General features: G+C 71.1%; 22 protein-coding genes. 13 read left to right on the top strand and 9 right to left on the bottom strand.

Annotated features, from left to right (window positions below; all coding sequences use genetic code 11):
- Window positions 1-278: 278 nt before the first annotated feature.
- The 3 genes from otsB to ACZ7L6_RS20980 form a co-directional block, all read right to left on the bottom strand.
- Complete coding sequence (gene otsB / locus ACZ7L6_RS20990) at window positions 279-1,154, bottom strand: trehalose-phosphatase (protein WP_471926001.1); 876 nt, start codon at window positions 1,152-1,154, stop codon at window positions 279-281.
- A 204-nt stretch (window positions 1,155-1,358) separates the two neighbouring features.
- Complete coding sequence (locus ACZ7L6_RS20985) at window positions 1,359-1,604, bottom strand: DUF3263 domain-containing protein (RefSeq protein WP_471925999.1); 246 nt, start codon at window positions 1,602-1,604, stop codon at window positions 1,359-1,361.
- Window positions 1,605-1,666: 62 nt separating this feature from the next.
- The gene (locus ACZ7L6_RS20980; RefSeq protein WP_471925997.1) at window positions 1,667-2,902 is read right to left on the bottom strand and encodes an ABC transporter substrate-binding protein; all 1,236 of its coding nucleotides are present in this window, start codon (window positions 2,900-2,902) and stop codon (window positions 1,667-1,669) included.
- Between the two features lie 192 nt (window positions 2,903-3,094).
- On the opposite strand from ACZ7L6_RS20980, the gene ACZ7L6_RS20975 reads away from it, so the two are divergent.
- The 4 genes from ACZ7L6_RS20975 to ACZ7L6_RS20960 all read left to right on the top strand — a co-directional run bounded on the left by ACZ7L6_RS20975 (window position 3,095) and on the right by ACZ7L6_RS20960 (window position 6,848).
- Window positions 3,095-4,039, top strand: coding sequence for an ROK family protein (locus ACZ7L6_RS20975; protein ID WP_471925995.1), 945 nt, complete (start codon window positions 3,095-3,097; stop codon window positions 4,037-4,039).
- Between the two features lie 131 nt (window positions 4,040-4,170).
- The gene (gene nagA, locus ACZ7L6_RS20970; protein ID WP_471925993.1) at window positions 4,171-5,277 is read left to right on the top strand and encodes an N-acetylglucosamine-6-phosphate deacetylase; all 1,107 of its coding nucleotides are present in this window, start codon (window positions 4,171-4,173) and stop codon (window positions 5,275-5,277) included.
- A 166-nt stretch (window positions 5,278-5,443) separates the two neighbouring features.
- Window positions 5,444-6,361: a 1-phosphofructokinase family hexose kinase gene (locus tag ACZ7L6_RS20965; RefSeq protein WP_471925991.1), complete on the top strand. Its 918-nt coding sequence runs from the start codon at window positions 5,444-5,446 to the stop codon at window positions 6,359-6,361.
- A gap of 130 nt (window positions 6,362-6,491) precedes the next feature.
- Window positions 6,492-6,848, top strand: coding sequence for a peptidase inhibitor family I36 protein (locus ACZ7L6_RS20960; protein WP_471925989.1), 357 nt, complete (start codon window positions 6,492-6,494; stop codon window positions 6,846-6,848).
- Window positions 6,849-6,918: 70 nt separating this feature from the next.
- Here ACZ7L6_RS20960 and ACZ7L6_RS20955 read toward each other — a convergent pair whose 3' ends face one another.
- The gene (locus ACZ7L6_RS20955; RefSeq protein WP_471925987.1) at window positions 6,919-7,860 is read right to left on the bottom strand and encodes a CBM35 domain-containing protein; all 942 of its coding nucleotides are present in this window, start codon (window positions 7,858-7,860) and stop codon (window positions 6,919-6,921) included.
- 116 nt (window positions 7,861-7,976) lie between these two features.
- Window positions 7,977-9,635 (bottom strand): diguanylate cyclase CdgB, encoded by a 1,659-nt coding sequence (cdgB, locus tag ACZ7L6_RS20950; protein WP_471925985.1) that lies wholly within the window; start codon window positions 9,633-9,635, stop codon window positions 7,977-7,979.
- A 314-nt stretch (window positions 9,636-9,949) separates the two neighbouring features.
- Between cdgB and ACZ7L6_RS20945 the strand changes: the two genes are divergently transcribed.
- Complete coding sequence (locus ACZ7L6_RS20945) at window positions 9,950-10,552, top strand: flavin reductase family protein (protein ID WP_471925983.1); 603 nt, start codon at window positions 9,950-9,952, stop codon at window positions 10,550-10,552.
- Window positions 10,553-10,715: 163 nt separating this feature from the next.
- Window positions 10,716-11,219 carry a GNAT family N-acetyltransferase gene (locus ACZ7L6_RS20940; protein ID WP_471925981.1) on the top strand — a complete coding sequence of 168 codons (504 nt, stop codon included), beginning with the start codon at window positions 10,716-10,718 and terminating at the stop codon, window positions 11,217-11,219.
- On the opposite strand, the gene ACZ7L6_RS20935 is transcribed toward ACZ7L6_RS20940, so the two are convergent.
- On the bottom strand, window positions 11,216-12,097 hold the full coding sequence (locus tag ACZ7L6_RS20935) for a sigma-70 family RNA polymerase sigma factor (RefSeq protein WP_471925979.1): 882 nt from the start codon (window positions 12,095-12,097) through the stop codon (window positions 11,216-11,218). The genes ACZ7L6_RS20940 and ACZ7L6_RS20935 overlap by 4 nt on opposite strands.
- A 190-nt stretch (window positions 12,098-12,287) precedes the next feature.
- Window positions 12,288-12,725, bottom strand: a complete 438-nt coding sequence (arfB, locus tag ACZ7L6_RS20930) for an alternative ribosome rescue aminoacyl-tRNA hydrolase ArfB (RefSeq protein ID WP_471925977.1) — start codon at window positions 12,723-12,725, stop codon at window positions 12,288-12,290.
- A 159-nt stretch (window positions 12,726-12,884) separates the two neighbouring features.
- Here arfB and ACZ7L6_RS20925 point away from each other — a divergent pair, with 159 nt between their 5' ends.
- From ACZ7L6_RS20925 to ACZ7L6_RS20910, 4 genes are all read left to right on the top strand, one after another.
- Window positions 12,885-13,460: a TerD family protein gene (locus ACZ7L6_RS20925; protein ID WP_471925975.1), complete on the top strand. Its 576-nt coding sequence runs from the start codon at window positions 12,885-12,887 to the stop codon at window positions 13,458-13,460.
- A 76-nt stretch (window positions 13,461-13,536) separates the two neighbouring features.
- Window positions 13,537-14,058, top strand: coding sequence for a GNAT family N-acetyltransferase (locus ACZ7L6_RS20920; RefSeq protein ID WP_471925973.1), 522 nt, complete (start codon window positions 13,537-13,539; stop codon window positions 14,056-14,058).
- A 5-nt stretch (window positions 14,059-14,063) separates the two neighbouring features.
- Window positions 14,064-14,537, top strand: a complete 474-nt coding sequence (locus ACZ7L6_RS20915; RefSeq protein WP_471925971.1) for a hypothetical protein — start codon at window positions 14,064-14,066, stop codon at window positions 14,535-14,537.
- A gap of 315 nt (window positions 14,538-14,852) precedes the next feature.
- Window positions 14,853-16,403, top strand: coding sequence for a M4 family metallopeptidase (locus ACZ7L6_RS20910; protein ID WP_471926799.1), 1,551 nt, complete (start codon window positions 14,853-14,855; stop codon window positions 16,401-16,403).
- Between the two features lie 33 nt (window positions 16,404-16,436).
- On the opposite strand, the gene ACZ7L6_RS20905 is transcribed toward ACZ7L6_RS20910, so the two are convergent.
- Window positions 16,437-17,840 (bottom strand): M1 family metallopeptidase, encoded by a 1,404-nt coding sequence (locus ACZ7L6_RS20905; protein ID WP_471925969.1) that lies wholly within the window; start codon window positions 17,838-17,840, stop codon window positions 16,437-16,439.
- A gap of 76 nt (window positions 17,841-17,916) precedes the next feature.
- Between ACZ7L6_RS20905 and ACZ7L6_RS20900 the strand changes: the two genes are divergently transcribed.
- Window positions 17,917-18,417 (top strand): hypothetical protein, encoded by a 501-nt coding sequence (locus tag ACZ7L6_RS20900; protein WP_471926797.1) that lies wholly within the window; start codon window positions 17,917-17,919, stop codon window positions 18,415-18,417.
- 203 nt (window positions 18,418-18,620) lie between these two features.
- Here the strand turns inward: ACZ7L6_RS20900 and ACZ7L6_RS20895 are convergent, their stop codons facing one another.
- Complete coding sequence (locus tag ACZ7L6_RS20895; RefSeq protein WP_471926795.1) at window positions 18,621-19,274, bottom strand: pentapeptide repeat-containing protein; 654 nt, start codon at window positions 19,272-19,274, stop codon at window positions 18,621-18,623.
- A gap of 214 nt (window positions 19,275-19,488) precedes the next feature.
- Between ACZ7L6_RS20895 and ACZ7L6_RS20890 the strand changes: the two genes are divergently transcribed.
- Together ACZ7L6_RS20890 and ACZ7L6_RS20885 are read left to right on the top strand one after the other, a co-directional pair.
- Window positions 19,489-20,649, top strand: coding sequence for an FAD-dependent oxidoreductase (locus ACZ7L6_RS20890; RefSeq protein ID WP_471925967.1), 1,161 nt, complete (start codon window positions 19,489-19,491; stop codon window positions 20,647-20,649).
- 90 nt (window positions 20,650-20,739) lie between these two features.
- Window positions 20,740-21,720, top strand: a complete 981-nt coding sequence (locus ACZ7L6_RS20885) for a zinc-binding dehydrogenase (protein ID WP_471925965.1) — start codon at window positions 20,740-20,742, stop codon at window positions 21,718-21,720.
- The last annotated feature ends 131 nt before the right edge of the window (window positions 21,721-21,851 follow it).

The raw sequence follows: 21,851 nt of genomic DNA, 5'->3' as shown, positions 1-21,851 counted from the left end.
GCCCGCCCGAACCCCGTCGCACGCCCGGACGGCATGAAGCACGGCCCGCTTAACCCCCGACGGCTTGAACCCGGTCCACTCGAACCCAGGCGGCTTCAACCGGGCCCGCCCGAACCCCGTCGCACGCCCGGACGGCATGAGACGCGGCCCGGTTCATCCCCGACGGCTTGAACCCGGTCAGCCTGAATCAGGGCGGCTTACACCCGGCCCGCTGAGCGCGGTCGGCTTGAACCGGGCCCGCTGAGCCCGGTCGGCTCGTCCGGGCGGCGGGCGTCGGATCAGTCTGCTCGCGCAGCGATCGCCTGCAGCAGCCGTACGACCCCCTCCGGGCCGTCGACCACGAGGTCCGCCTTCTCCGACAGCTCGGTGACCTCCTCGCTGCCGCTGCAGACCAGGAGGCCGGGGGTGCCGTCGGAGCGGAGTTTGTCGACGGCGGCGTACGCGGGGAGGTCGCCCAGGTCGTCACCGGCGTAGAGGACGGAGTCGGCGCCGAGTTCGCGGACGTACTCGCTCAGGGCCACGCCCTTGTCCATGCCGGGCGGGCGGAGTTCGAGGACCATGCGGCCCGGTTCGACGACGAGTCCGTTGCGGGTGGCGAGGTCGGTGAGCGGGGCGCGGAGGGCGTCGAAGGCGCCCTGCGGGTCGGCCGCGCGACGCGTGTGCACGGCGACGGCATGCCCCTTGTCCTCGATCCAGGTGCCCTGCGTGATGCTCTCGAGGAGGCCCGGCAGCTCGGCGCGGACGGCCGCGACGCCGGGGTGCGGGTCGGGTGCGGAGACCTCGCCGCTGACGGCGTCCCAGCGCTCTGCGCCGTAGTGCCCGAGCACGACGAGGTGTTCCAGCCCTGCGACGCCCGCGAAGCCGCCGTACCGCACGGCCACGTCGGCCGGCCGCCCGGTGATCACCGCCACGGCGGCCACCTTCGGCGCGAGCGCGGCCAGCGCCGGCACCGCGTCGGGGTGCGCCCGGGCCTGCTCCGGGTCGGGCACGATCGGCGCGAGCGTCCCGTCGAAGTCGAGCGCGACCAGCGCCCGCGAGGGCCGCGCGAGAAGGGCGGCGAGCCCGTCACGGCCGGGCTGGGTTGTGGGGTTCGGCAGGGGGTCGTCCATGGAGTCGGTCGAGCCGGAGTCGGTCAGATCCTTGTGACTGCCCATAGGGCGACCCTATCCGCCGGAAACGCACCGAGAGAGTCCTCGCCCCCGCCCAGCTCCTCAAACGCCGCAGGGGCTGACTTACCCAGCCCGTCCGGCGTTTGAGGACAAGGCCCCTTCAGGGCCGAAGCGGGGGTCCGGGGGCGCAGCCCCCGGGATGGGACGGGTAGGGGCGGCGGGGGCGAGACAAGGCGCGGCACGCACCCGTCAGCGTTCCGCCCGCCGCGCCTCCCGCACCCGTCGCAACCGATTCACCGTCACCGGGTCGTGGGATAGCGCCCGCGGGTCGTCCAGCAGGGCGTTCAGGAGCTGGTAGTAGCGGACGGGGGCCAGGCCCAGTTCCTCACGTATCGCCCGCTCCTTCGCCCCCGGGCCCGGAAACCCCCGGCGTTCCAGGGCAAGGACGGCCTGTTCGCGCTCGGCGAGTCCCTGCTCGGGCTGGTCCTGGTTCATGTGCGCACCGTAGCCGCCGCCACTGACAACCGGCGACCACCCGCCCCCCGACCGAAAGGCACCTACTCCGCGTTCTCCGCCCGCGTAGCCGTCGACTGCAGCTCCCCCAGGATCACCGACGGACTGCCCCCGGCCGCAACCGTCCTGCCGATGCGCTTCTTGATGTCGGCACTGACCGCCGCCCAGGAGGTCCGGCCGACCGGGTACAGCTCGGAGCCCGGCAGCTCCTCCAGGAACGGCTTGAGGTCGGCGTCCTCCTTGGCCCCGCTCATCGCCTCGGACGCGGAGGTCGTGACGGGAAGCAGGTCGTACTCCCGGGAGAAGTCCAGGACGTTCTCCTTGTCGTAGACGAAGTCGAGGAACTCGCCCACCTGCTCGGCATGCCCGTTCTGCTTGAAGGCCATCATCCAGTCGGCCACACCCATCGACATCTTGGTGGGGCCCTGCACACCGGGCATCGGCACCATGCCGAACTTCACGCCCTTCTGCTCCGCCATCCGCATCAGCGAGGGATGCCCGTTGAGCATGCCGACGTCCCCGGCCGCGAAGGCGGAGAACGCGTCGGCCCGGTTGAGCTCGCCCGGCGCCACCGGCCCGGTGAGCCCCTTGCCGACAAGGTTGTCCTTGAGCCAGCTGAAGGTGGCGACGTTGTCCGGGGAGTCGATGCTGTACGTACCGAGGTCGGTGTCGGTGTAGCCGCCCCCGCCGCTGAGCAGCCACTGCATCGTCTCGGCCTGCGCCTCCTCGGGCCCGAGCGGCAGCGCGTACGGGTACTTCACGCCCTCCGCCTTGAGCGCCCCGGCGTCGGCGGCGAGCTCCTTCCAGGTGGTCGGCGGGGTGAGGCCGGCCTTCGCGAAGAGGCTCTTGTTGTAGAAGAGCAGGCGCGTGGAGGAGGCGAACGGAATGCCGTACTGCTCCCCGCTCACCTGCCCCGCCTCCGCGAGCTGCAGGAGGAAGTCGGCCTGGACGGGGATGGAGAGCAGGTCGTCCGCCGGGTAGAGGAGGTCCTTCGCGGCGTAGTCGGCGTACGCGCCGATCTGCGCCATGTCCGGTGCGTTCCCGGCGTCGACCATCTCCTTGACCTTGGCGTCGACGTCGTTCCAGGAGTACACGCTGACATCGATCTGTACGCCCGGGTGCTCGGCCTCGTACGCCTTGACGAGCTTGTCCCAGTACTTCTGGGAGCTGTTCGCGGCGCTGTCGCCGTAGTCGGCGGCGACCAGCTTCAGCGTCACCGCGTCCGAACCGCCGGTCACCCCGCAGCCGCTCAGCACCGCCGTGAGGCCGAGCACGGCCACCCCCGCGATCGTCCCCGTACGCCTCGTACCTCCGGTACGCCCAGTACGCCCGGTACGCCTACGCAGCTGCACGCAAAACCGCCCCACACCCATGTTCGAAACTTTCGAAACGTCATACATATTGCCCCCATAAGGTCTACACCACGTAAGTGGACTAGACCTCTCGCGGGTGCGCAAGCCACACTGTCCCCCGTGAGACATGTCATCGCCCTCGATGTGGGCGGCACCGGGATGAAGGCCGCCCTGGCAGGGGCGAGCGGCGAGCTGCTGCATCAGGCCCGCCGCCCGACCGGCCGCGAGCGCGGACCGGACGCGGTCGTCGAGGGCATCCTCGACTTCGCCGCCGAGCTGCGCGCGTACGGCGAACAGCACTTCGGCGAGCCCGCGTCCGCCGCCGGCGTGGCCGTCCCCGGCATCGTCGACGCGGAGCACGGCATCGCCGCCTACGCGGCCAACCTGGGCTGGCGGGACGTACCCCTGCGGCAGCTGCTCACCGCCCGGCTCGGCGGCGCCCCCGTAGCCCTCGGCCACGACGTCCGCACCGGAGGGCTGGCGGAAGGCAGGGTCGGCGCGGGCAAGGGCGCCGACCGGTACCTCTTCGTGGCCCTCGGCACCGGCATCGCGGGCGCGATCGGCGTCGACGGCCGGGTGGAGGCGGGTGCGCACGGCTTCGCGGGCGAGATCGGCCACATCGTCGTACGGCCCGGCGGGTCTCCTTGCCCGTGCGGGCAGCGCGGCTGTCTGGAGCGGTTCGCTTCCGCGGCGGCGGTGAGCGAGGCATGGGCCGCCGCCTGCGGGGACCCGGAGGCGGACGCCGCGGACTGCGCCAAGGCCGTCACGTCCGGCGACCCGAACGCCGTACGGGTCTGGCAGGCCGCCGTCGACGCCCTCGCCGACGGCCTGGTCACCGCGCTCACCCTGCTGGACCCCCGCACCCTGATCATCGGTGGCGGCCTCGCCGAGGCGGGGGAAACCTTGTTCACACCGCTGCGGGATGCCGTCCGGCAACGGGTCACTTTCCAGAAGCTGCCGGAGATCGTCCCCGCGGCTCTGGGCGATACGGCGGGATGCCTGGGCGCAGGCCTCCTCGCCTGGGACCTCCTCACATCCACCGACCGCACGGAGGAATCGGCCTGATGGCAACCCCCCTAGGGGCGCGGGGCCCTATTGAATCTGCGGCTACCGCCGCGTGGGCGCGACCAGCCACACACAACCCGCAGCCCGCATCCGGCAAGGCGCCCCTGATCCTCTCCGGCGCCACCGCCGTCATGCCCACAGGAACCGTCAAAGACGCCCAAGTGATCGTCGACGGCCCCCGAATCGCCCGCACAGCCCCGGAAAACGCCCACCGCATCGACCTCACCGGCTACTGGCTGGTGCCCGGCTTCGTGGACATCCACAACCACGGCGGCGGTGGAGCCTCGTTCACTTCGGGCAGCCCGAACGACGTAGTCACCGGCATCCACACCCACCGCCTGCACGGCACCACCACCCTCGTCGCCTCCACGGTCACCGGCGACATGGACTTCCTCACCCAGCGAGCCGGTCTCCTCTCCGAGCTCGCCGAGCAGGGCGACATCGCCGGCATCCACTTCGAGGGCCCGTTCATCTCCCCGTGCCGCAAGGGCGCGCACTCCGAGGAGCTCCTGCGCGACCCGGACCCGGCGGAGGTCCGCAAGCTGATCGACGCGGCGCGCGGCCACGCGACGATGGTCACCCTCGCGACCGAACTGCCGGGCGGCATCGACTCCGTACGCCTCCTGGCCGATCACGGCGTCATCGCGGCGATCGGGCACACGGACGCGACGTACGAGCAGACGGTGGAGGCGATCGAGGCGGGCGCGACGGTCGCCACGCACCTCTTCAACGCGATGCCGCCGCTCGGCCACCGCGAGCCGGGCCCGATCGCGGCCCTGCTGGAGGACGAGCGCATCACGGTCGAGCTGATCAACGACGGCACGCATCTGCACCCGGCGGCCCTGCAGCTGGCGTTCCATCATGCGGGTGCGGAGCGGGTCGCCTTCATCACGGACGCGATGGACGCGGCCGGCTTCGGCGACGGCCGCTACATGCTCGGCCCGCTGGAGGTGGAGGTGGCCGACGGGGTGGCACGCCTCGTCGAGGGCGGCTCGATCGCGGGCTCGACCCTCACCCTGGACCGCGCCTTCAAGCGGGCGGTGACGATCGACCGGCTGCCGATCGAGGACGTGGTGACGGCCCTGTCGGCCAACCCGGCCCGCCTCCTCGGCCGCTACGACCGCATCGGCTCCCTGGAGCCCGGCAAGGACGCCGACCTGGTCCTGCTGGACGCCGAGTTCGACCTCAAGGGCGTGATGCGCCGGGGCGAATGGGTGGTTGAGCCCCAACTGGGGTGATGTGTCCCGCTGTTGAGGGCGGCGGTTGTCCTGGGAGACTGGGACGGCCGCCGTCCTTTTGGCATGATCAACCCTCCGGACGGCGCGTCCGGCAGACAGACGGCAAACGCGTTCTGAACTGCTTCACTTCTTCGCGTTCTGAACTCTTCGGGGGAGGTCGGCCCAGGTGATCCTCACGGTCACGCTGAACACCGCTCTCGACATCACCTATCGCGTACGGGCGCTACGGCCCCACGCCTCCCACCGGGTCTCCGAGGTGACCGAACGCCCCGGCGGCAAGGGCCTGAACGTGGCCCGGGTGCTGGCGGCCCTCGGCCACGAGGTGACGGTCACAGGCTTCGCGGGCGGCGCGACAGGACGGGTCGTACAGGAGCAGCTGACGAAGACTCCCGGTGTGGTGGACGCACTGGTCCCGGTGACCGGCGCGACCCGGCGCACCATCGCCGTCGTCGACGACCACACCGGCGACACGACCCAGCTCAACGAACCCGGCCCGACGATCACGCCGGCCGAGTGGTCCGCCTTCCAGGAGGCCTACGAGGATCTCCTCACGTCGGCCTCGGCCGTGGCCCTGTGCGGCAGCCTGCCGCCGGGGGTGCCGGTGGGGGCGTACGCCGGCCTGGTCCGCGCGGCGAAAGCGGCCGACGTCCCCGTCCTGCTGGACACCAGCGGCGAGGCCCTGCGCCGGGGCGTCGCCGCCCGCCCGGACATCATCAAGCCGAACGCCGACGAACTGGCCGAACTCACCGGCTCCCACGAGCCGTCGCGCGCCACGCAGGACGCGCGTCGACGGGGCGCCCGAGCGGTGGTGGCCTCACTCGGCGAGGCCGGCCTCCTGGCCCTGACCCCCGAGGGCCGCTGGCGAGCCACTCCGCCCGCCCGCCTCCACGGCAACCCGACCGGCGCCGGCGACGCGGTGGTCGCGGGCCTGCTGTCGGGGTTGGTGGAACGGCTGCCGTGGCCGGACCGGCTGGCCCGCGCGGTCGCTCTGTCGGCAGCCGCCGTACGGTCCGCGACCGCGGGCGACTTCGACCGCGAAGTCTACGAGCACCTCCTGGCGCAAGTGTCCATGACGGCGGCGTGAAAGCGTGGCGACCCTCGCGGACCTGCCCGACCAGCAGCTGACCGAAAAGCGCCCTTCATCTAACGCCGGATGATCAAATGATCACTTGCTCGGTGCATGACCACACCGAAAGATGCAAGGGGAACCTCATATGAGCATGCTCAAGAAGAGCCTGACGACGGTGGCCGTAACCGGCGCGTTGCTGAGCGGCGTTTTCGCCACACCGGCCGCGGCGGCTGATCCCAAGACCTGCCCGCAAGGGAAGGTCTGCGGATGGTCGGGGAAGAACAGGACGGGGACCAGGACCGTCCTCTCCGTAACACCCGGCTGTGAGCCCTTCACCGGTGCCCGGTCCGTCTCGAACCAGACGTCCTATCGCATCGAGTTCTGGCACATCACCCCCGGCACCGGCTGCGGAGTCGGCACCAAGCTCGTGACTCTGAAGCCGCACACCTACTCGGATGACACCCGTGGCACCGTTACCGGGATTGGGGTCTACGGAGGTTAGTGCCGCGCAGCCCGAGCCTCACAAGGAACGGTCCGCCGATGTACCGGCGGACCATTCCGCTGTCCGAGCCCTACTGCAGCCACAGCTGGTCCAGGACCGCCTCGCACTGGTTGCCCTGGTTGCAGGCGATCTCGATCGTGTTGGTGCCCTTGTTCAGGTTCACGTTGGCCCAGGTGTCCTTCCAGCCCTTTTCCCAATCGCCCTCGGGCGTCTTGCCGAAGTTCTCCATGTTCAGCGGCTGGGTGTTGGCCGTGCCATTGACCAACAGCGTGGCGTTGGCGTCCTTTCCGGGGACGCCGTAGTGCACGTACAGCCGGTACGTTCCGGCCTTCTCGATGCCGTTGACGGTCCAGGTGACCTTGGCTCCGACCTGGTTGAAGCCGGTCACGTAGACGCCGCCGTCGGACTTGGCGCCCTTGATGTCGGACGCCGTGGTGGTGCCGCCCTCCAAGCGCAGCGCCTTCGCCTCGGTCTTCGGCAGCTCCGCCTCTCCCTCGGCACTGCTGCTCGCCGAAGGACTCGACTCCGCGGTTTCGGACTGCGTCGGGGTGGACCCGGCCTGGTTGCCGGTCGGTTCCTTGTCGTCGTCACCGCTCAGAATGGCGATGCTGATCCCGACGACGACCGCCGCGACGACCGCGACCGCCCCGATCAGCAGCCCCTTGGTGTTAGGACCCCGGCCCCGCCCCGCACCCGACCCGCTGCCGCCGCTGTACGCCGGCTGCTGCGGAGCCGTCGGCGCACCGCCCGGCAACGTCTCCGGCGCCGCGTAGCTCGCGTTCGGCTGGCCGTACGCCCCCTGCTGCTGCGGGACCTGGCCGTAGGCGGCCGTAGGCGCCTGCTGGCCGTACTGGCGCTGTCCGACCGCGCGCACCCGGTTGACCGAGCCCGGGTAGCCGTAGCCACCGCCACCGGACGGCGGCTGGGCTCCGTTGGCCTGCCCGTCGGCGTAGAGGTAGCCGAACGGGTCGTCGTCCTCGGGCGTGCTGGCGCCGTTGTTGCCGGACGTCATCCCTGGATACTCCTCACCGGGTGCGGGCGATGCGATACGTGTGATGAATGGCGAGCCTACCCGCTCCTGCGGACCCAAACGGGTGACTCGGATCGCATCAACCCGCTGACCTGGGGTTACCCAGCGCGTCTGTGTTGTTTGGGACGAGATCGTTTCTCTACGTACATCCGCTCGTCAGCAGACTTCAACACTTCGTCCGCAGTCATGCCACAGTGTGCCCACCCGATGCCGAAGCTGGCACCGACGCGGACCGCCCGGCCCTCGGCCCGGATCGGCTGGATGATCTCGTTGCGCAGACGTACCGCGAGGTCCTGGGCGTCGGCCCGGCCGAGCCCGTCGGCGAGGATCACGAACTCGTCGCCACCGAGCCGGGCGACGGTGTCGCCGTCGCGGACGCCACGGGACAACCGCCTGGCCACCTCGATGAGCACCGCGTCACCCGCGTTGTGCCCGAACCGGTCGTTGATCGACTTGAAGCCGTCGAGGTCGCAGAAGAGGACCGCGAGCCCCTTGGTGCCGTCGTCGCGCTCGCCCTCGGTCGGGGCGACCGTGTGGACGTGGTGGTCGAAGCCGTCGTACGCCGCCGCGACCGGCCGGAAGTCGAACCCGTGGCCGTTGGCGTCGTACACGGCGGGATGGCCGTAGGCCGCGTCGGTGGACTCCAGCTCACCCGCGTGTGCGGGGCGCTTGCACAGCCGGGCGGAGAGGCGGGCGCGCAGCTCGGCGGAGTTGGGCAGGCCGGTGAGGGAGTCGTGGGAGGCGCGGTGGGCGAGCTGCAGCTCGCGGCGCTTGCGCTCCTCGATGTCCTCGACGTGGGTGAGCAGGAAGCGGGGGCCGTCGGCGGCGTCGGCGACGACGCTGTTTCGGAGCGACACCCAGACGTACGTGCCGTCCCGGCGGCCCAGGCGGAGCTCCGCGCGGCCGCCCTCCGCGGAGGTCCGCAGGAGGGTGCCGATGTCCTCGGGGTGGACGAGGTCGGAGAAGGAGTAACGGCGCATCGCGGAGGCGGGGCGGCCGAGGAGGCGGCAGAGCGCGTCGTTGGTCCGAAGGATCCGCCCGTGCTGGTCGCCGCCCATCTCGGCGATGGCCATGCCGGAGGGGGCGTACTCGAATGCCTGCCGGAAGCTTTCCTCGCTCGCGCGCAGGGCCTGCTGATCGCGCTCCAGCCTGACCAGTGCCCGCTGCATATTCGCGCGTAGACGTGCGTTGCTGATCGCGATGGCGGCCTGGAACGCGTACATCTGGAGCGCCTCGCGCCCCCACGCGCCCGGCAGCCGGCCGTTGCGTGGCCGGTCCACGGACAGGACGCCGATCAGCTCGCCGCACGCGCCGCCCTGCACGCCGGGCGTGTACATCGGCGCGAAGAGGCGGTCGGAGGGGTGCCACTCGTCCTCGAAGCGGGGCGCCGGGCCGTCGGTGTACCACTGCGGGACGTCGTCGTCGTCGAGGATCCAGCCCTCGGTGTGCGGGATGAACACCAGGTCGCCCCACTGCTCGCCCATGCTCAGCCGGCGCTCCCAGGACTCGCGGGAGCCGACGCGGCCGGTGATGAGGGCCTCGGCGGCCGGGTTGCCGGAGAAGGCGGCGACGACGAGGTCGCCGTCGGGGCGTACGAGGTTGACGCACGCGAGCTCGTAGCCCAGGCCGGTGACGACGCCGTCGGCGACGGTCTGTAGTGTGTCCGCCAGGCTACGGGCCGTGTTCATGTCAGCCATGACCTGGTGAAGTTGTCGCAGGGTCGCAAGACGGACATACGGCTCCGACTCGGTCTCCATGCTCGCCCTCCCCCCGAGACCTCGCAGCGAATCAAGGGTTCTACTTCGGCGTAACGTCCCTTGCTGGTTCCCAGCCACTGAATCACAGCGCGCTGCCCACTCGGTACACAGGGTCAACAATTAATGGCCCTTGTGACTCAAGTCACAGGTAAACGTGAACAATTGAGTGGTGTTTCTGCGTTTTTCCTGTGCGTTTACTGAACGCAAGCTTTGCGGGCGCTCCCACCTGCAGTCGGTTCGGTCCGGAGTCCTAGGTCCGTTCTCGGGCGCAGGCCCGATGTGGGAGATGCGGATCCGACATTAGCGTTTTCGTCGTGCCGAACACTCTCCCTCCCTCCGCGCCGCCCGCGACCGCCGTCCTCCCCGCCTCCCGGAGCGCCTCCGGGCATGCTGAGGGAGTGAGCAACGACGAGTTCCGTGCCGCCATGTCGCGGCTGGCCGCGGGTGTGGTCCTGGTGACCGCGCTGGAGCCGCCGCTGGACCCGGACGACCCGCACGCTCCGGCCGGCGAGGACGTCGGCATGACGGCGACGGCGTTCATGTCCGTGTCCCTCGACCCGCCGCTGGTCCTGGTCAGCCTGCGCGAGGGCTCCCGCATGGACGACCTGCTCGCCGAACAGCCCCTGTGGGCGGTCTCGGTGCTCTCCGAGAGCCAGCGCCACATCGCCGGCCGCTTCGCCATGAAGGGCCGCGTCAGCGACCGTCTGCTGTTCGCCGACATCCCGTACGTCCGCGGCAAGGAGACCGGCGCTCCCCTGGTGGGCGGCGCCCTGGCCACCCTGGAGTGCCGCACGGAGCAGCGGGTGACCGCAGGCGACCACACCCTGGTGATCGGCCGCGTCCTGTCGGCCTCGCTGCCGAGCGCGGACGGGGGGCCGCTGACGTATTTCCGGGGCCGGTATCGGCACCTGGGTTGAATCGCGCGACCGAGAGCGGCCCCTGGTCGAATCAGGCGGCCCGAGAGCGGGCACCCGGGTCGAATCACGCGGCCTGTATAGGCAGTTGGGGTGAATCCCGCGGCCGAGAGCGGCACACAATTCCGTGGCAGGCAGTCGATCACTCGCTTACCGTTCCGGGGTGATGTCGACCACTTCAGCGCCCGCGCCCCGACTCGAAAAGATCACCCCCTCGAATTTCGAGGCCGCCACCGCGATACGCGTCCGCCCCGACCAGGAACACGCGGTCTCCCCCGTCATGCAGTCCCTCGCCGAGGCGTACGTCCACCCCGCCGGCGTCGCCTGGCCCCGCCTGATCGTCGACGGCGACCGCCCGGTCGGCTTCCTGATGGCCTTCTTCGACATCGACTGGCGCGGGGACGGCACGCTCCTGCGCTCCGGACTGTGGCGCCTGAACATCGCCGCCGACGCACAGGGGCGGGGGTACGGCCGGTTCGCCGTCGAGTCCGTCGCCGCGGAGATCCGCCGCCGGGGAGGCACCCGGCTGTACGTCACCTGGCACCCGGGGCCCGACGGCCCCGAGGGCTTCTACCTCGGGCTCGGTTTCCGCACCACCGGGGAGACGTCCGGGGGCCAGACGGTGGGCGTGCTGGAGTTGGACCAGGCGCAGCCGGACCAGCCGGCCTAGATCGGCCTGACGTCGAGCCGGGACACCCGTCCGGGGTCCGTCACGATGTCGATCACGGCGATCCGATCCCGTACGAACGCAAACTTCAGAGCCCGCTCCACCCGCCCCTCGGCAAGCACCACGAACCCCGCGGCACCGTCGACCAGCGCCGCCCGCGCAACACCGGCGAAGGACCCGCCGAACGTCGCCGCGCCCCGCGCCACCACCGCCGCCCCCGTGGCCACCCCTGCCTCGGTGCGCGCGATGACGTCCGGGTCCAGGACGTCGAGCAACCCGTCGAAGTCACCGTCCCGCGCGGCGGCGAGGAAGGCGTCGACGATCTCCCGCTGCCTGCGCTGCCTGGCGCGATCGGCCTCGGGGGGCTCGGCGCCCTGCACCCGCCGCCGGGCCCGGCTGGCGAGCTGCCGCGCGGCGGCGGGCGTACGGTCCACGACCGCCCCCACTTCGTCGTACGACACCCCGAACAGGTCGTGCAGCACGAACGCCAGCCGTTCCGCGGGCGTCAGGGTGTCCAGGACGACGAGCAGGGCGATGCCGACCGAGTCGGCGAGGAGAGCGTCCTGCTCGGGGTCGGCCGTGGTTGCGGAGGCGAAGGCGGCCGGGGCGGTGGGAGGGGGTGCCGCGGTGTCCAGGGGCTCCTCCGCGCGGGACCTGCGCGAGCGCAGCATGTCCAGGCAGACCCGGCCGACGACGGTCGTCAGCCAGCCACCGAGGTTGTCGACCCGCGTGGTGTCGGAGCGGCTCACCCGGAACCAGGCCTCCTGCACCGCGTCCTCGGCCTCGGCGGTCGAGCCGAGCATGCGGTGGGCGACCGCGCGGAGATGGCCTCGGTGCGCCTCGAAACGCTGGGCAAGGAAGTCGGTGTCGTCGGCGCTCATCTGTCGCTGCCTCTCGTCGCGGTCCGTCGTCAGTGGCTTGACGGATCGCGCGACGTACATGTGACAGACGCGCGCATGTGACAGACGCGCGCAGTGACAGACGCGCGCATGGGGCAGGCACACATGTGGCAGGCGCACATGGGACAGCCGGAGCTCCTCCGGGGGCCACCCGCCCGGAGCTCCTCCGGGGCTACCCCCAGTCCCGCCCCGACCGCCCCCGCTTGGTCTCCGAGCGCTGCTTCTTCTCCCTCAGGCGCCGCTCGTTGATCCCGCGCGGAATCCGGGTGGGCCTGCGCGGCTTGGGTGGCGGAGCCGTCGCCTCGGCGAGGAGCGCGGCGAGGCGTACGGCGGCGGTCTCGCGGTTGCGCCACTGGGAGCGGTGCTCGGAGGCGCGGACGGTGACGACACCGTCGACGAGCCTCCCGGCCAGCCGCTCGAGCGCCCGCTGCTTCCACACCTCGGGCAGCGCCTCGGTCCTGGCGAGGTCGAACCGCAGCTCGACCTGGGAGTCACTGGTGTTGACGTGCTGGCCGCCCGGGCCGCTCGACCGCGAGAAACGCCACATGAGCTCGGCCTCGGGGAGCGAGACGGAGCCACGGATGACGTAGGGACCAGACATGCCGTCCATGTTCCCTGTCCTGTCCGGTCCACGTCACGCGAATATCCCCTGAGAGTGCTTTTTGGCAAAGAAAGTAAAGACACCTGGAACTTGAGGTACCCCTCTTCGCGTTCATAGGGGTAGCTGTAGCTTCTAGCCGTACCGAAACGAGGGAAGGGACTCCCAACAATGGCTGTAAGCCTGTCCAAGGGTGGCAACGTCTCGCTCACCAAGGAGGCTCCGGGCCTGACCGCCGTCACCGTGGGCCTCGGCTGGGACGTCCGCACCACCACCGGCACGGACTTCGACCTCGACGCCTCGGCGATCGCGGTCAACCAGCAGGGCAAGGTCTACTCGGACGCCCACTTCGTCTTCTTCAACAACAAGCAGACCCCGGACAACTCGATCGTCCACACCGGCGACAACCGCACGGGCGAGGGCGCGGGCGACGACGAGGCGATCAACGTCAACCTGGCGGCCCTCCCGGCCGACATCGACAAGATCGTCTTCCCGGTTTCCATCTACGACGCCGAGACCCGCTCGCAGAACTTCGGCCAGGTCCGTAACGCCTACATCCGCATCATCAACCAGGCGGGCGGCGCCGAGATCGCCCGCTACGACCTGTCGGAGGACGCGGCCACCGAGACCGCGATGGTCTTCGGCGAGCTCTACCGCAACGGCGCCGAGTGGAAGTTCCGCGCGGTCGGCCAGGGCTACGCCTCGGGCCTGGTGGGCATCGCGCAGGACTTCGGCGTGAACGTCTGACGGACGCTGCGCTGTGCTGGAACCCCTGGCTTCGGCCGGGGGTTCCAGCGTTATGAGGTCCGATAGGTTGCCCCACGTGATCCTCGCCCCCCTCCCCCTCACCCCCGACCACGACATCCCGGCCCCGCTCCTCACCGAACTCACCGCCCTCTACGCCTCCAACCGCGACTTCCACGCGCTCAGCGGTGACTTCCCGGACCCGGACGGCATCCGGCCGGAGCAGGTGGCGGCCGCGCTGGCGGACGAGTCGGCGAACCCGGACGTGGAGGTGCTGCTCGCCCGCAGCGAGGGTCGGCTGGTCGGCATCGTGATCACGCTCGCCCAGCACCCGGACCCGGCCGACCCGGACCCGTGGATCGGCCTGCTGATGGTGGCCGCCACGGCCCACCGCCAGGGGTACGGCAGGCAGCTGGCCGCCCTCGTGGAGGACCGCTTCCGCACGGCGGGCCGTACCGCCGTACGCCTCGCCGTCCTGGAGAACAACCCCAAGGGCCTCGCCTTCTGGACCGCCCTCGGTTACGAGGTCATCGCCCACCGCAAGGACCGCCAACTCGGCCGCCCCTGCGCCGTCCTGCGCAAGGCGCTCGTCGCAGACTGAACGGCATGGACTGGACAACCCTGGCCGGCACGGCCCTCGGCGCGCTGGTCGGCGTCGGTTCGACGCTGCTCGCGGACCGTGCCCGGTGGCGCCGCGACATGGCCGACCGGAACAGGCAGGAACGCCAACAGATCTATGTCACCGTCCTCACGAAGTACCGGCTGGCCTACGAGGCCATGCACGCGGCCGCCGTGGCCGGTCGCGGTCAGGACGACGGGGCGCGGGAGACGTCCGTACGGGAGGCGTTCCGGGCGTCGGGCTGCGACGAGGCCCGGGAGAGCGCCCTGATCTGCGCCCCGCAGGAGATGTCGGACGTGCTGGAGAAGGTCTACGCGACCCTGCGGGACCTCCAGGACGCGTTCGCCGCCGGTGATCCGCCGCTCGACTCGCCGGAGTTGCAGGAGCGGCGGCTCCAGCACGCCGAGGCCGTCTGGGCGGCCCGCGCCGCGATGCGCCGCGATCTCGGCCGACGCGTGTGACGTCTTGCGCCCCAACCGCGCTTCACATAAAGGCAGTTGACCTATCGCGCCACCCGTCCACACTCGTCCGCATACCGGTTCCCCGGTAACGACTTTCGGATACAAACACGTAAAGTCTTGACGGCGCCCTGTCAAACAAGCCACTTCCGGTGTCACTCTCTCTCCCGCTCGCCGCAACTCTGTGCCCCACCTGTGCCTCCCCCATGAGGCCAGTCCGAAGGAGACCGAGTGAGACAGCAGTCCCGCGCCACCAGCGCGACCCGCTCCCCCCGCAAGGCCACCGTGCGTGCCGCCGCCCTGATCGGCTCGGCAGCGATGGTCGTGCTCGCGTTGCAGAACGGCCCCGCCACCGCGGCCCCCGAGCCCACACCGTCGGGCGCCGCCGCGCTCCCCCTCAGCGCCTCCGCCCGCGCCGCCGCCATCAAGTCCGCCCAGGAGACGGCCGGTTCCACCGCCCGTGAGCTCGGACTCGGCGCGCAGGAGAAGCTCGTCGTCAGGGACGTCGTCAAGGACGCGAACGGCACCGTCCACACCCGCTACGAGCGGACGTACGCCGGACTCCCCGTCCTCGGCGGTGACCTGGTCACGCACGTGACGAAGAGCGGCGCCCTCAAGGGCGTCAGCAAGGCCACGAAGGCCCGCATAACCGTGGCGTCGACGGACGCCGCGATATCCGCCGCCGACGCGAGGAAGTCGGCGCTCGCGGGCACCGGTTCCTCGAAGGCCACCGCGCGCAAGGTCGTCTGGGCGGCCGGCGCGAAGCCCGTCCTCGCCTACGAGTCCGTCGTCAAGGGCCTCCAGCACGACGGCACCCCGAGCGAGCTGCACGTCATCGCCGACGCCACCACCGGCAAGGAGATCCACTCCTTCGAGGCCATCGACACCGGGACCGGCACCAGCCAGTACAGCGGCACGGTCCCGCTCGGCACCACCGGCACCGCCTCAGCCGGCTACGACCTCACCGACACCGGCCGCGGCGGCCACAAGACGTACGACCTGAACGGCGGCACGAACGGCACCGGCACCCTCTTCCACGACGCCGACGACGCCTGGGGCGACGGCACCCCCGCCAACCGCCAGACCGCCGCCGTCGACGCCCACTACGGCGCCGCCGTCACCTGGGACTTCTACAAGAACGAGCTGGGCCGCAACGGCATCCGCGGCGACGGCAAGGCCGCCTACTCCCGGGTCCACTACGGCAACGCGTACGTCAACGCCTTCTGGTCCGACCAGTGCTTCTGCATGACATACGGCGACGGCGCGAACAACCTCAAGCCGCTCACCTCCCTCGACGTGGCCGGCCACGAGATGAGCCACGGCCTCACCGCGGCCACCGCGGGCCTTCGCTACAGCCGGGAGTCCGGCGGCCTGAACGAGGCCACCTCCGATATCTTCGGCACCTCCGTGGAGTTCTACGCGGGCAACTCCTCCGACGTCGGCGACTACCTCATCGGCGAGAAGATCGACATCCGCGGGAACGGCACCCCGCTGCGCTACATGGACAAGCCCAGCAAGGACGGCAACTCCGCCGACTACTGGTCCCGCAACGTCGGCCGCCTCGACGTGCACTACTCGTCGGGCGTCGCCAACCACTTCTTCTACCTGCTCAGCGAGGGCAGCGGCGCCAAGACCATCAACGGTGTCTCCTACGACTCGCCGACGTACGACGGCTCGACGGTCACCGGGATCGGCCGCACCAAGGCCTACCAGATCTGGTTCAAGGCCCTGAGCACCTACTTCACCTCCTCGACCGACTACGCCGGCGCCCGCACCGGCACCCTCCAGGCGGCGGCCGACCTGTACGGCTCCGGCGGCGCGGAGTACAACGCCGTGGCGGCGGCGTGGAAGGCGGTCAACGTCAACTGACGTCCACGCCCAGCACGGTGGCCGGGCCGTCCGTCACGGGCGGTCCGGCTTTCCGTCGCCGTACAGCCACTCGTCCCAGATCCCGCTGAAGTCCTCGTCCGGCGCCTTCTTCTCGACGTAGGCGGTGAAGTCCGCGGTGTCCGCGGTGCCGTGACGGTGGTCGGCCGCCCAGCCCTGGACGATGTCGTAGAAGGTGTCGTCACCGACCTTCTGGCGGATCTTGTGGACGACCATCGCGCCCCGCTCGTAGACGGGTGAGTCGGAGATGTGCGCGGCGCTCGTGGGCTTGGCCGGCGGGAAGTCCCACAGGCCCTCGTGGTCCTCCTCGCCGTGGTCGTACAGGGCGTCGAAGGTCTCCTGCGCGCTGTCGCCGCCGTCGTCCTCCCGCCACAGCCATTCCGCGTACGTCGCGAAGCCCTCGTTCAGCCACATGTCCCGCCAGCTCTTCGGCGTCACGGAGTTGCCGAACCACTGGTGGGCGAGCTCGTGAACGAGCGTTCCGGTGTCCGGGGCGCCGGGGAAGAGGGGGCGGTTCTGGGTCTCCAGGGCGTAGCCGGCGGCCTCCTCGGGGGCGACGATCGCGCCGGTGGAGGAGAAGGGATACGGACCGAAGTTGGTCTCGGCCCACTCCAGGATCTCGGGGAGATCCTCAAGGACTTCGCGGCCGGCGTCGTCCTGGGAGGGGGCTACGGCGGCGTAGACGGGCAGTTCCCCGCCTGTCTCGCTGAGGACCGTGGAGCGGCGGATGTCGTAGTCCCCGATGGCGAGGGCGGCCACATAACTGGCCATGGGCTCGGCGGTGCGCCAACGGAACGTCGTACGGCCGTCGGCGGTGGTCCGGTTGGCCAACTCCCCGTTGGAGACGACCTCCAGCTCCTCGGGCACGGTGACCACGATGTCGTACGACGCCTTGTCGGACGGGTGGTGATTGCCGGGGAACCAGGCCATGGACCCCACGGGCTCGCCCAGCGCGAGCACCCCGTCGTCGGTGGGAAGCCAGCCTTCCTCGGAGCCGTCGGCATCGGTGACGGTCTCAGGGGTGCCGGAGTAGCGGACGGTGACCTGGAAGGTCTCGCCGTCGTCGAGGTCGTCGTCGGGGCGGACGACGAGTTCCTGGCCGGTACGGCTCCAGCGGGCGCGCTCGCCCTCCACCGTAACCTGCTCGACGTCCATGCCCGTCAGGTCGAGGTCGAAGGCGGAGAGGTCCTGGGTGGCGCGTGCGGTGATCTCGGCGGTGCCGCCGAGGTGGCCGTCGTCGGGGTCGTAGGCGAGGTCGAGGGCGTAGTGGGTGACGTCGTAGCCGCCGTTGCCGGCCTTGGGGAAGTACGGGTCACGCAGGCCGGAGCCGCCGGGGGTGCCCCGGACACCGCCGCTGCACGCGGTGAGGACGAGCAGGGCGGAGGTGACGGTCAGGGCAACAGGCGCTAAACGGGACACGCGGTGATCCTATGAGGCCGGGGGTGGCTCGACACCAGCACCTACGCCCCAGGTGAGGCGTGACACCATCACCTACGTGCTCGACATCGGCTACGCCCTCTCCACCCGCTTCCCGGACCCCCCGCAGACGGACTACCGCCGCGCGGACGTCCGCGCCCTGCGCCACGACCTGTTCTGCGGCGACGTCTACCTCGCCGACACCAAGGCGGACCGGGAGTTGTCCACAGCCTGGGGATGGGTGCCGGTGCTCGACTTCGCCTGGGCCCTGTGCGACATCGCCGAGCAGCTGGACCGGGACCCGGCCGGCTCCCGCGCCTCCCGCCCCCAGCACGCGGAACTGGACTTCACCGAGTCCACGGACCGCATGCTCTTCGAGCGCCGCTTCGGCTGGGTGGACATCGAGGCGGACTGGATGCCGGCCGAAGAGCCCCCGCTGACCTTCTCCCACTCCGAACTGCGCCGCGAGGCCCGCGACTTCCTGCACGACCTGATCGCCGACCTGATCGATCTGCACGAGGACCTGGGCGAGAACCCGGCGATCTGGACGCTGCAGGCTCGCTTTCCGCGGGTGGCGTAGCCTCCGCCGCGACAGTGAAGAAGCCCCCTCCCGTTTCGTACGGGAGGGGGCTTCTTGTCAGAGCGCTGGGCAGGCCTTGCACCTGCATCTCCCCGCAGGAAGCGGGGCGTCTTTCCTTGGACCACCAACGCAGCACCGTCCGCCAGGGGTTCTGGCGAGCAGCTCAAGATCAATCATACCGGATCCGTTCCGCTGCCGTCTCCCTACTCCTCCGCCTCCACCCGCACCCCCATCTCCGCCGCCAGCACCGGTGCCAGATCCAGCAGCTGCGAAGGACTGATCACCGCCCCCGCCAGCCGGTCCACTCCCCGCGCGATGTCCAGCTCGGCCGCCTTCCGCAGGTCCACGTCCATCAGCGTCGCCCCGCTGAGGTCCGCCCCCTTCAGCGCGCAGTCGACGAACTCCACCCGCTCCAGCCGGGCTCCGCCGAAGTCCGGCTCGACCAGGACGCAGCCCTCGAAGACGACGTCCCTGAGCTTCGTCTTGCGCAGGTTCAGGTAGTCGATCTTGCCACCCCGGATCAGCACTCGTTCCAGCACGGCCCCGTGCAGCTGCACTCCGCCCAGGCGGGCATCGACCAGCTCCACATCACGCAGCGTCGACTCGGCGAGGTCGGTGCCGACGCCCCGTAGGCCCGTGAGAACCGAATCCAGAATCCGGGCGTGATGGAGCCGCGTCTCGTCCACGGCGCAGCCCCGCAGCGAGCAGTCCATGAAGCGGGCGCCTGCGCCGTCCTGCCCGCCGAGGTCCTCCTCCCGGAACTCCAGCCCGTCGTAGTCCCCGTCCGGCACCAACTCCCCGTCCCGGTACGGCTCCAGCACCGGCAGCCGCACCTCGGGCCGCCGCGCGCCCTTCACGCCGGTCCGCCCCGCACCGGCGCCCCGGCCCGCACCGCCGCCCGCACCCATCGCTCTCCTCGCCATGACCCCCATGCTGCACCCCGCCACTGACAATCCCCCTGACCTGCGCGGACACCGGCGATGTCACATTCGGGGTGCCTCGGACCGTCGTAGTCACAGACAGACGAACAGACAGACAAGGCGAACCCGAGCAAGAGGGAGACCCCCAGCCATGCACCGCATCACCGTCATCGGCGGCGGCTTCGCCGGACTCACCGCCGCCATCACCGCCGCCGAGGCGGGCGCCAAGGTCACCGTGTACGAAGCCCACCACACCCTCGGCGGGCGGGCGCGGACCGCCGAGGGGCCGTACCGGACGAACGACGGTCCGCACGCCCTGTACAACGGCGGCCCGCACTGGGCCTGGCTCAAGCAGCGCGACCTGATCGGGCCGCTCGCGCCGATCCCGCCCCTGGAGGCGGCCCGGCTGCGGCTGCGGCACCGGGGCGTCCTGCGCCGCACCCCGCCCTTCGCGATGCTCAAGCTGCTGCGGCGCGGCCTGCCGCAGGCGCCCGTCGACGTGGACTTCATGACCTGGGCCACCGGCATCGCCGGCGAGGAGGGCGCCCGTGCCGCCGCCCACTACTCCGCCGTCGCCCTGTTCCACCACGACCCCGGAGCGCTGTCCGCCGCCTTCGTGCAGGAGCGGCTGCGGCGGGCCACCAAGCTGCCGCCGGAGGCGCACTATCCGCGGGGCGGCTGGGCGAACCTCATCGACCGGATGGCGGCCCGGGCGTGGAACCTCGGGGTGCGGATGGAGACCCTGTCCCGCGTCGACGAGCTGCCGACCGACACGCCCGTCGTCGTCGCCACCTCCCTCGACGCCGCCCGCCGCCTGCTCAAGGACGACTCGCTGACCTGGACGAGCGGCCGTACGGCGCTCATCGACCTGGCGGTGCGCACCCGGCGCGGGGACGCCTTCATCGTCTCCGATCTCGACGGGACGGGGTGGCTGGAGCGGTTCACCGCGCAGGACCGGTCCCTGGCGCCGGCGGGAGAGCAGCTGATCCAGGGGCAGATCCCCATCGCGCCGCACGAGTCCAAGGCCGACGGCGTCGCCCGCGCCGAGCAGCTCCTCGATCTCGGCTTCCCCGGCTGGCGCGAGCGCGTCACCTGGCGGCGCGAGTCCGTCGCGAACGGCCGTACCGGCGCCGTCGACCTGCCCGGCACCAGCTGGCGCGACCGTCCGGCCGTCGACCGGGGCGACGGCGTCTATCTGGCGGGGGACCAGGTCGCGGCCCCCGGCGTGCTGTCCGAGGTCTCCTTCAACAGCGCCCTCACGGCCGTGTCCCTGGCCCTCGGCCGGCACGCCCTTGACCTCAAGCAAGCTTGAGGTTGGAGCATCGCAGGTATCAGCCGCCCCGGCGACCGGGGCCGGCTCCTGACAGCTGCCGGCACAGGCACATCCGATGGGGGACCTCCTATGCACGCCATCCGCCTGCACACCTTCGGCCCGGCCGAGAACCTCACCTACGAAGAGGTCGACGACCCCGCGCCGGGTCCCGGCCAGGTCCGTATCGCCGTCGAAGCGGCCGGCGTCCACCTCCTCGACACGGCCCTGCGCGAGGGCATCCAGGGCCCGGCGCCGACGCCGCCCACGCTGCCCACCGTCCCCGGCCGCGAGGTCGCCGGTGTCGTCGAGTCCCTCGGCGAGGGGGTCGCCGCACTCTGGCTCGGCAAGCGCGTCGTCGCCCACCTCGGCTTCGCGCCGGGCGGCTACTCCGAACTCGCCGTCACCGATGTCGACCGCGTCCACGAGATCCCGGCGAACCTCGACTTCGCCGAGGCCGTCGCCATGATCGGCACGGGCCGTACGGCCATGGGGATCCTGCAGTTCGCCGAGCTCGGCCCCGACGCGGTCGCCGTGATCCCGGCGGCGGCCGGCGGTATCGGCACCCTGCTCGTGCAGTACGCCAAGAACGCCGGCGCCGTCGTCATCGGCCTCGCGGGAGGCCCGCAGAAGGCCGCCCGCGTGCAGGAGAACGGCGCCGATCTCGCCGTCGACTACCGGGACCCCGCATGGCCGGAGAAGGTCCGCGCCTTCCTGGGCGGGCGGCCGGCCACCGTCGTCCTCGACGGCGTCGGCGGCGACGTCGCCCGCGAGTCCGTCGCCCTGCTCGGCCCCGGCGGCAGGCACCTCGTCTTCGGCTGGTCCGGCGCAGGACTGCACGACGGCGAGCCCTACCTCGTCGACGGCGTCTCCGAGAACGTCCTGGGCCCCGCGATGATGCGGAAGGCCGGTGGCCCCAACCCCGTCCGCACCCTGGAACTGCGCGCCCTCACCGAGGCCGCCGCAGGCCGCCTCACCCCGGCCGTACAGCGCTTCCCGCTCGCCGAGGCGGCGGCCGCCCACCGGGCCCTCGAAACACGCGCGACCACCGGAAAGGTGGTACTGGAGCCGTGACCAGCCGTAAGCACCCCACGGACGCGATACGTGGGACACTTCGCCCCTCCCCAAATGCGCCCCCTCCCGAATCGTGGTCTTCTGGCCGGGTGAGTTTCACCCGAACAGGTGAATTCGCCGTGGCCGCCGAC

This window comes from Streptomyces sp. NPDC107522 (assembly GCF_055657525.1).
The sequence above is the reverse complement of the archived record's forward strand: the minus strand, read 5'-3'. Positions and strand labels throughout refer to the sequence as shown.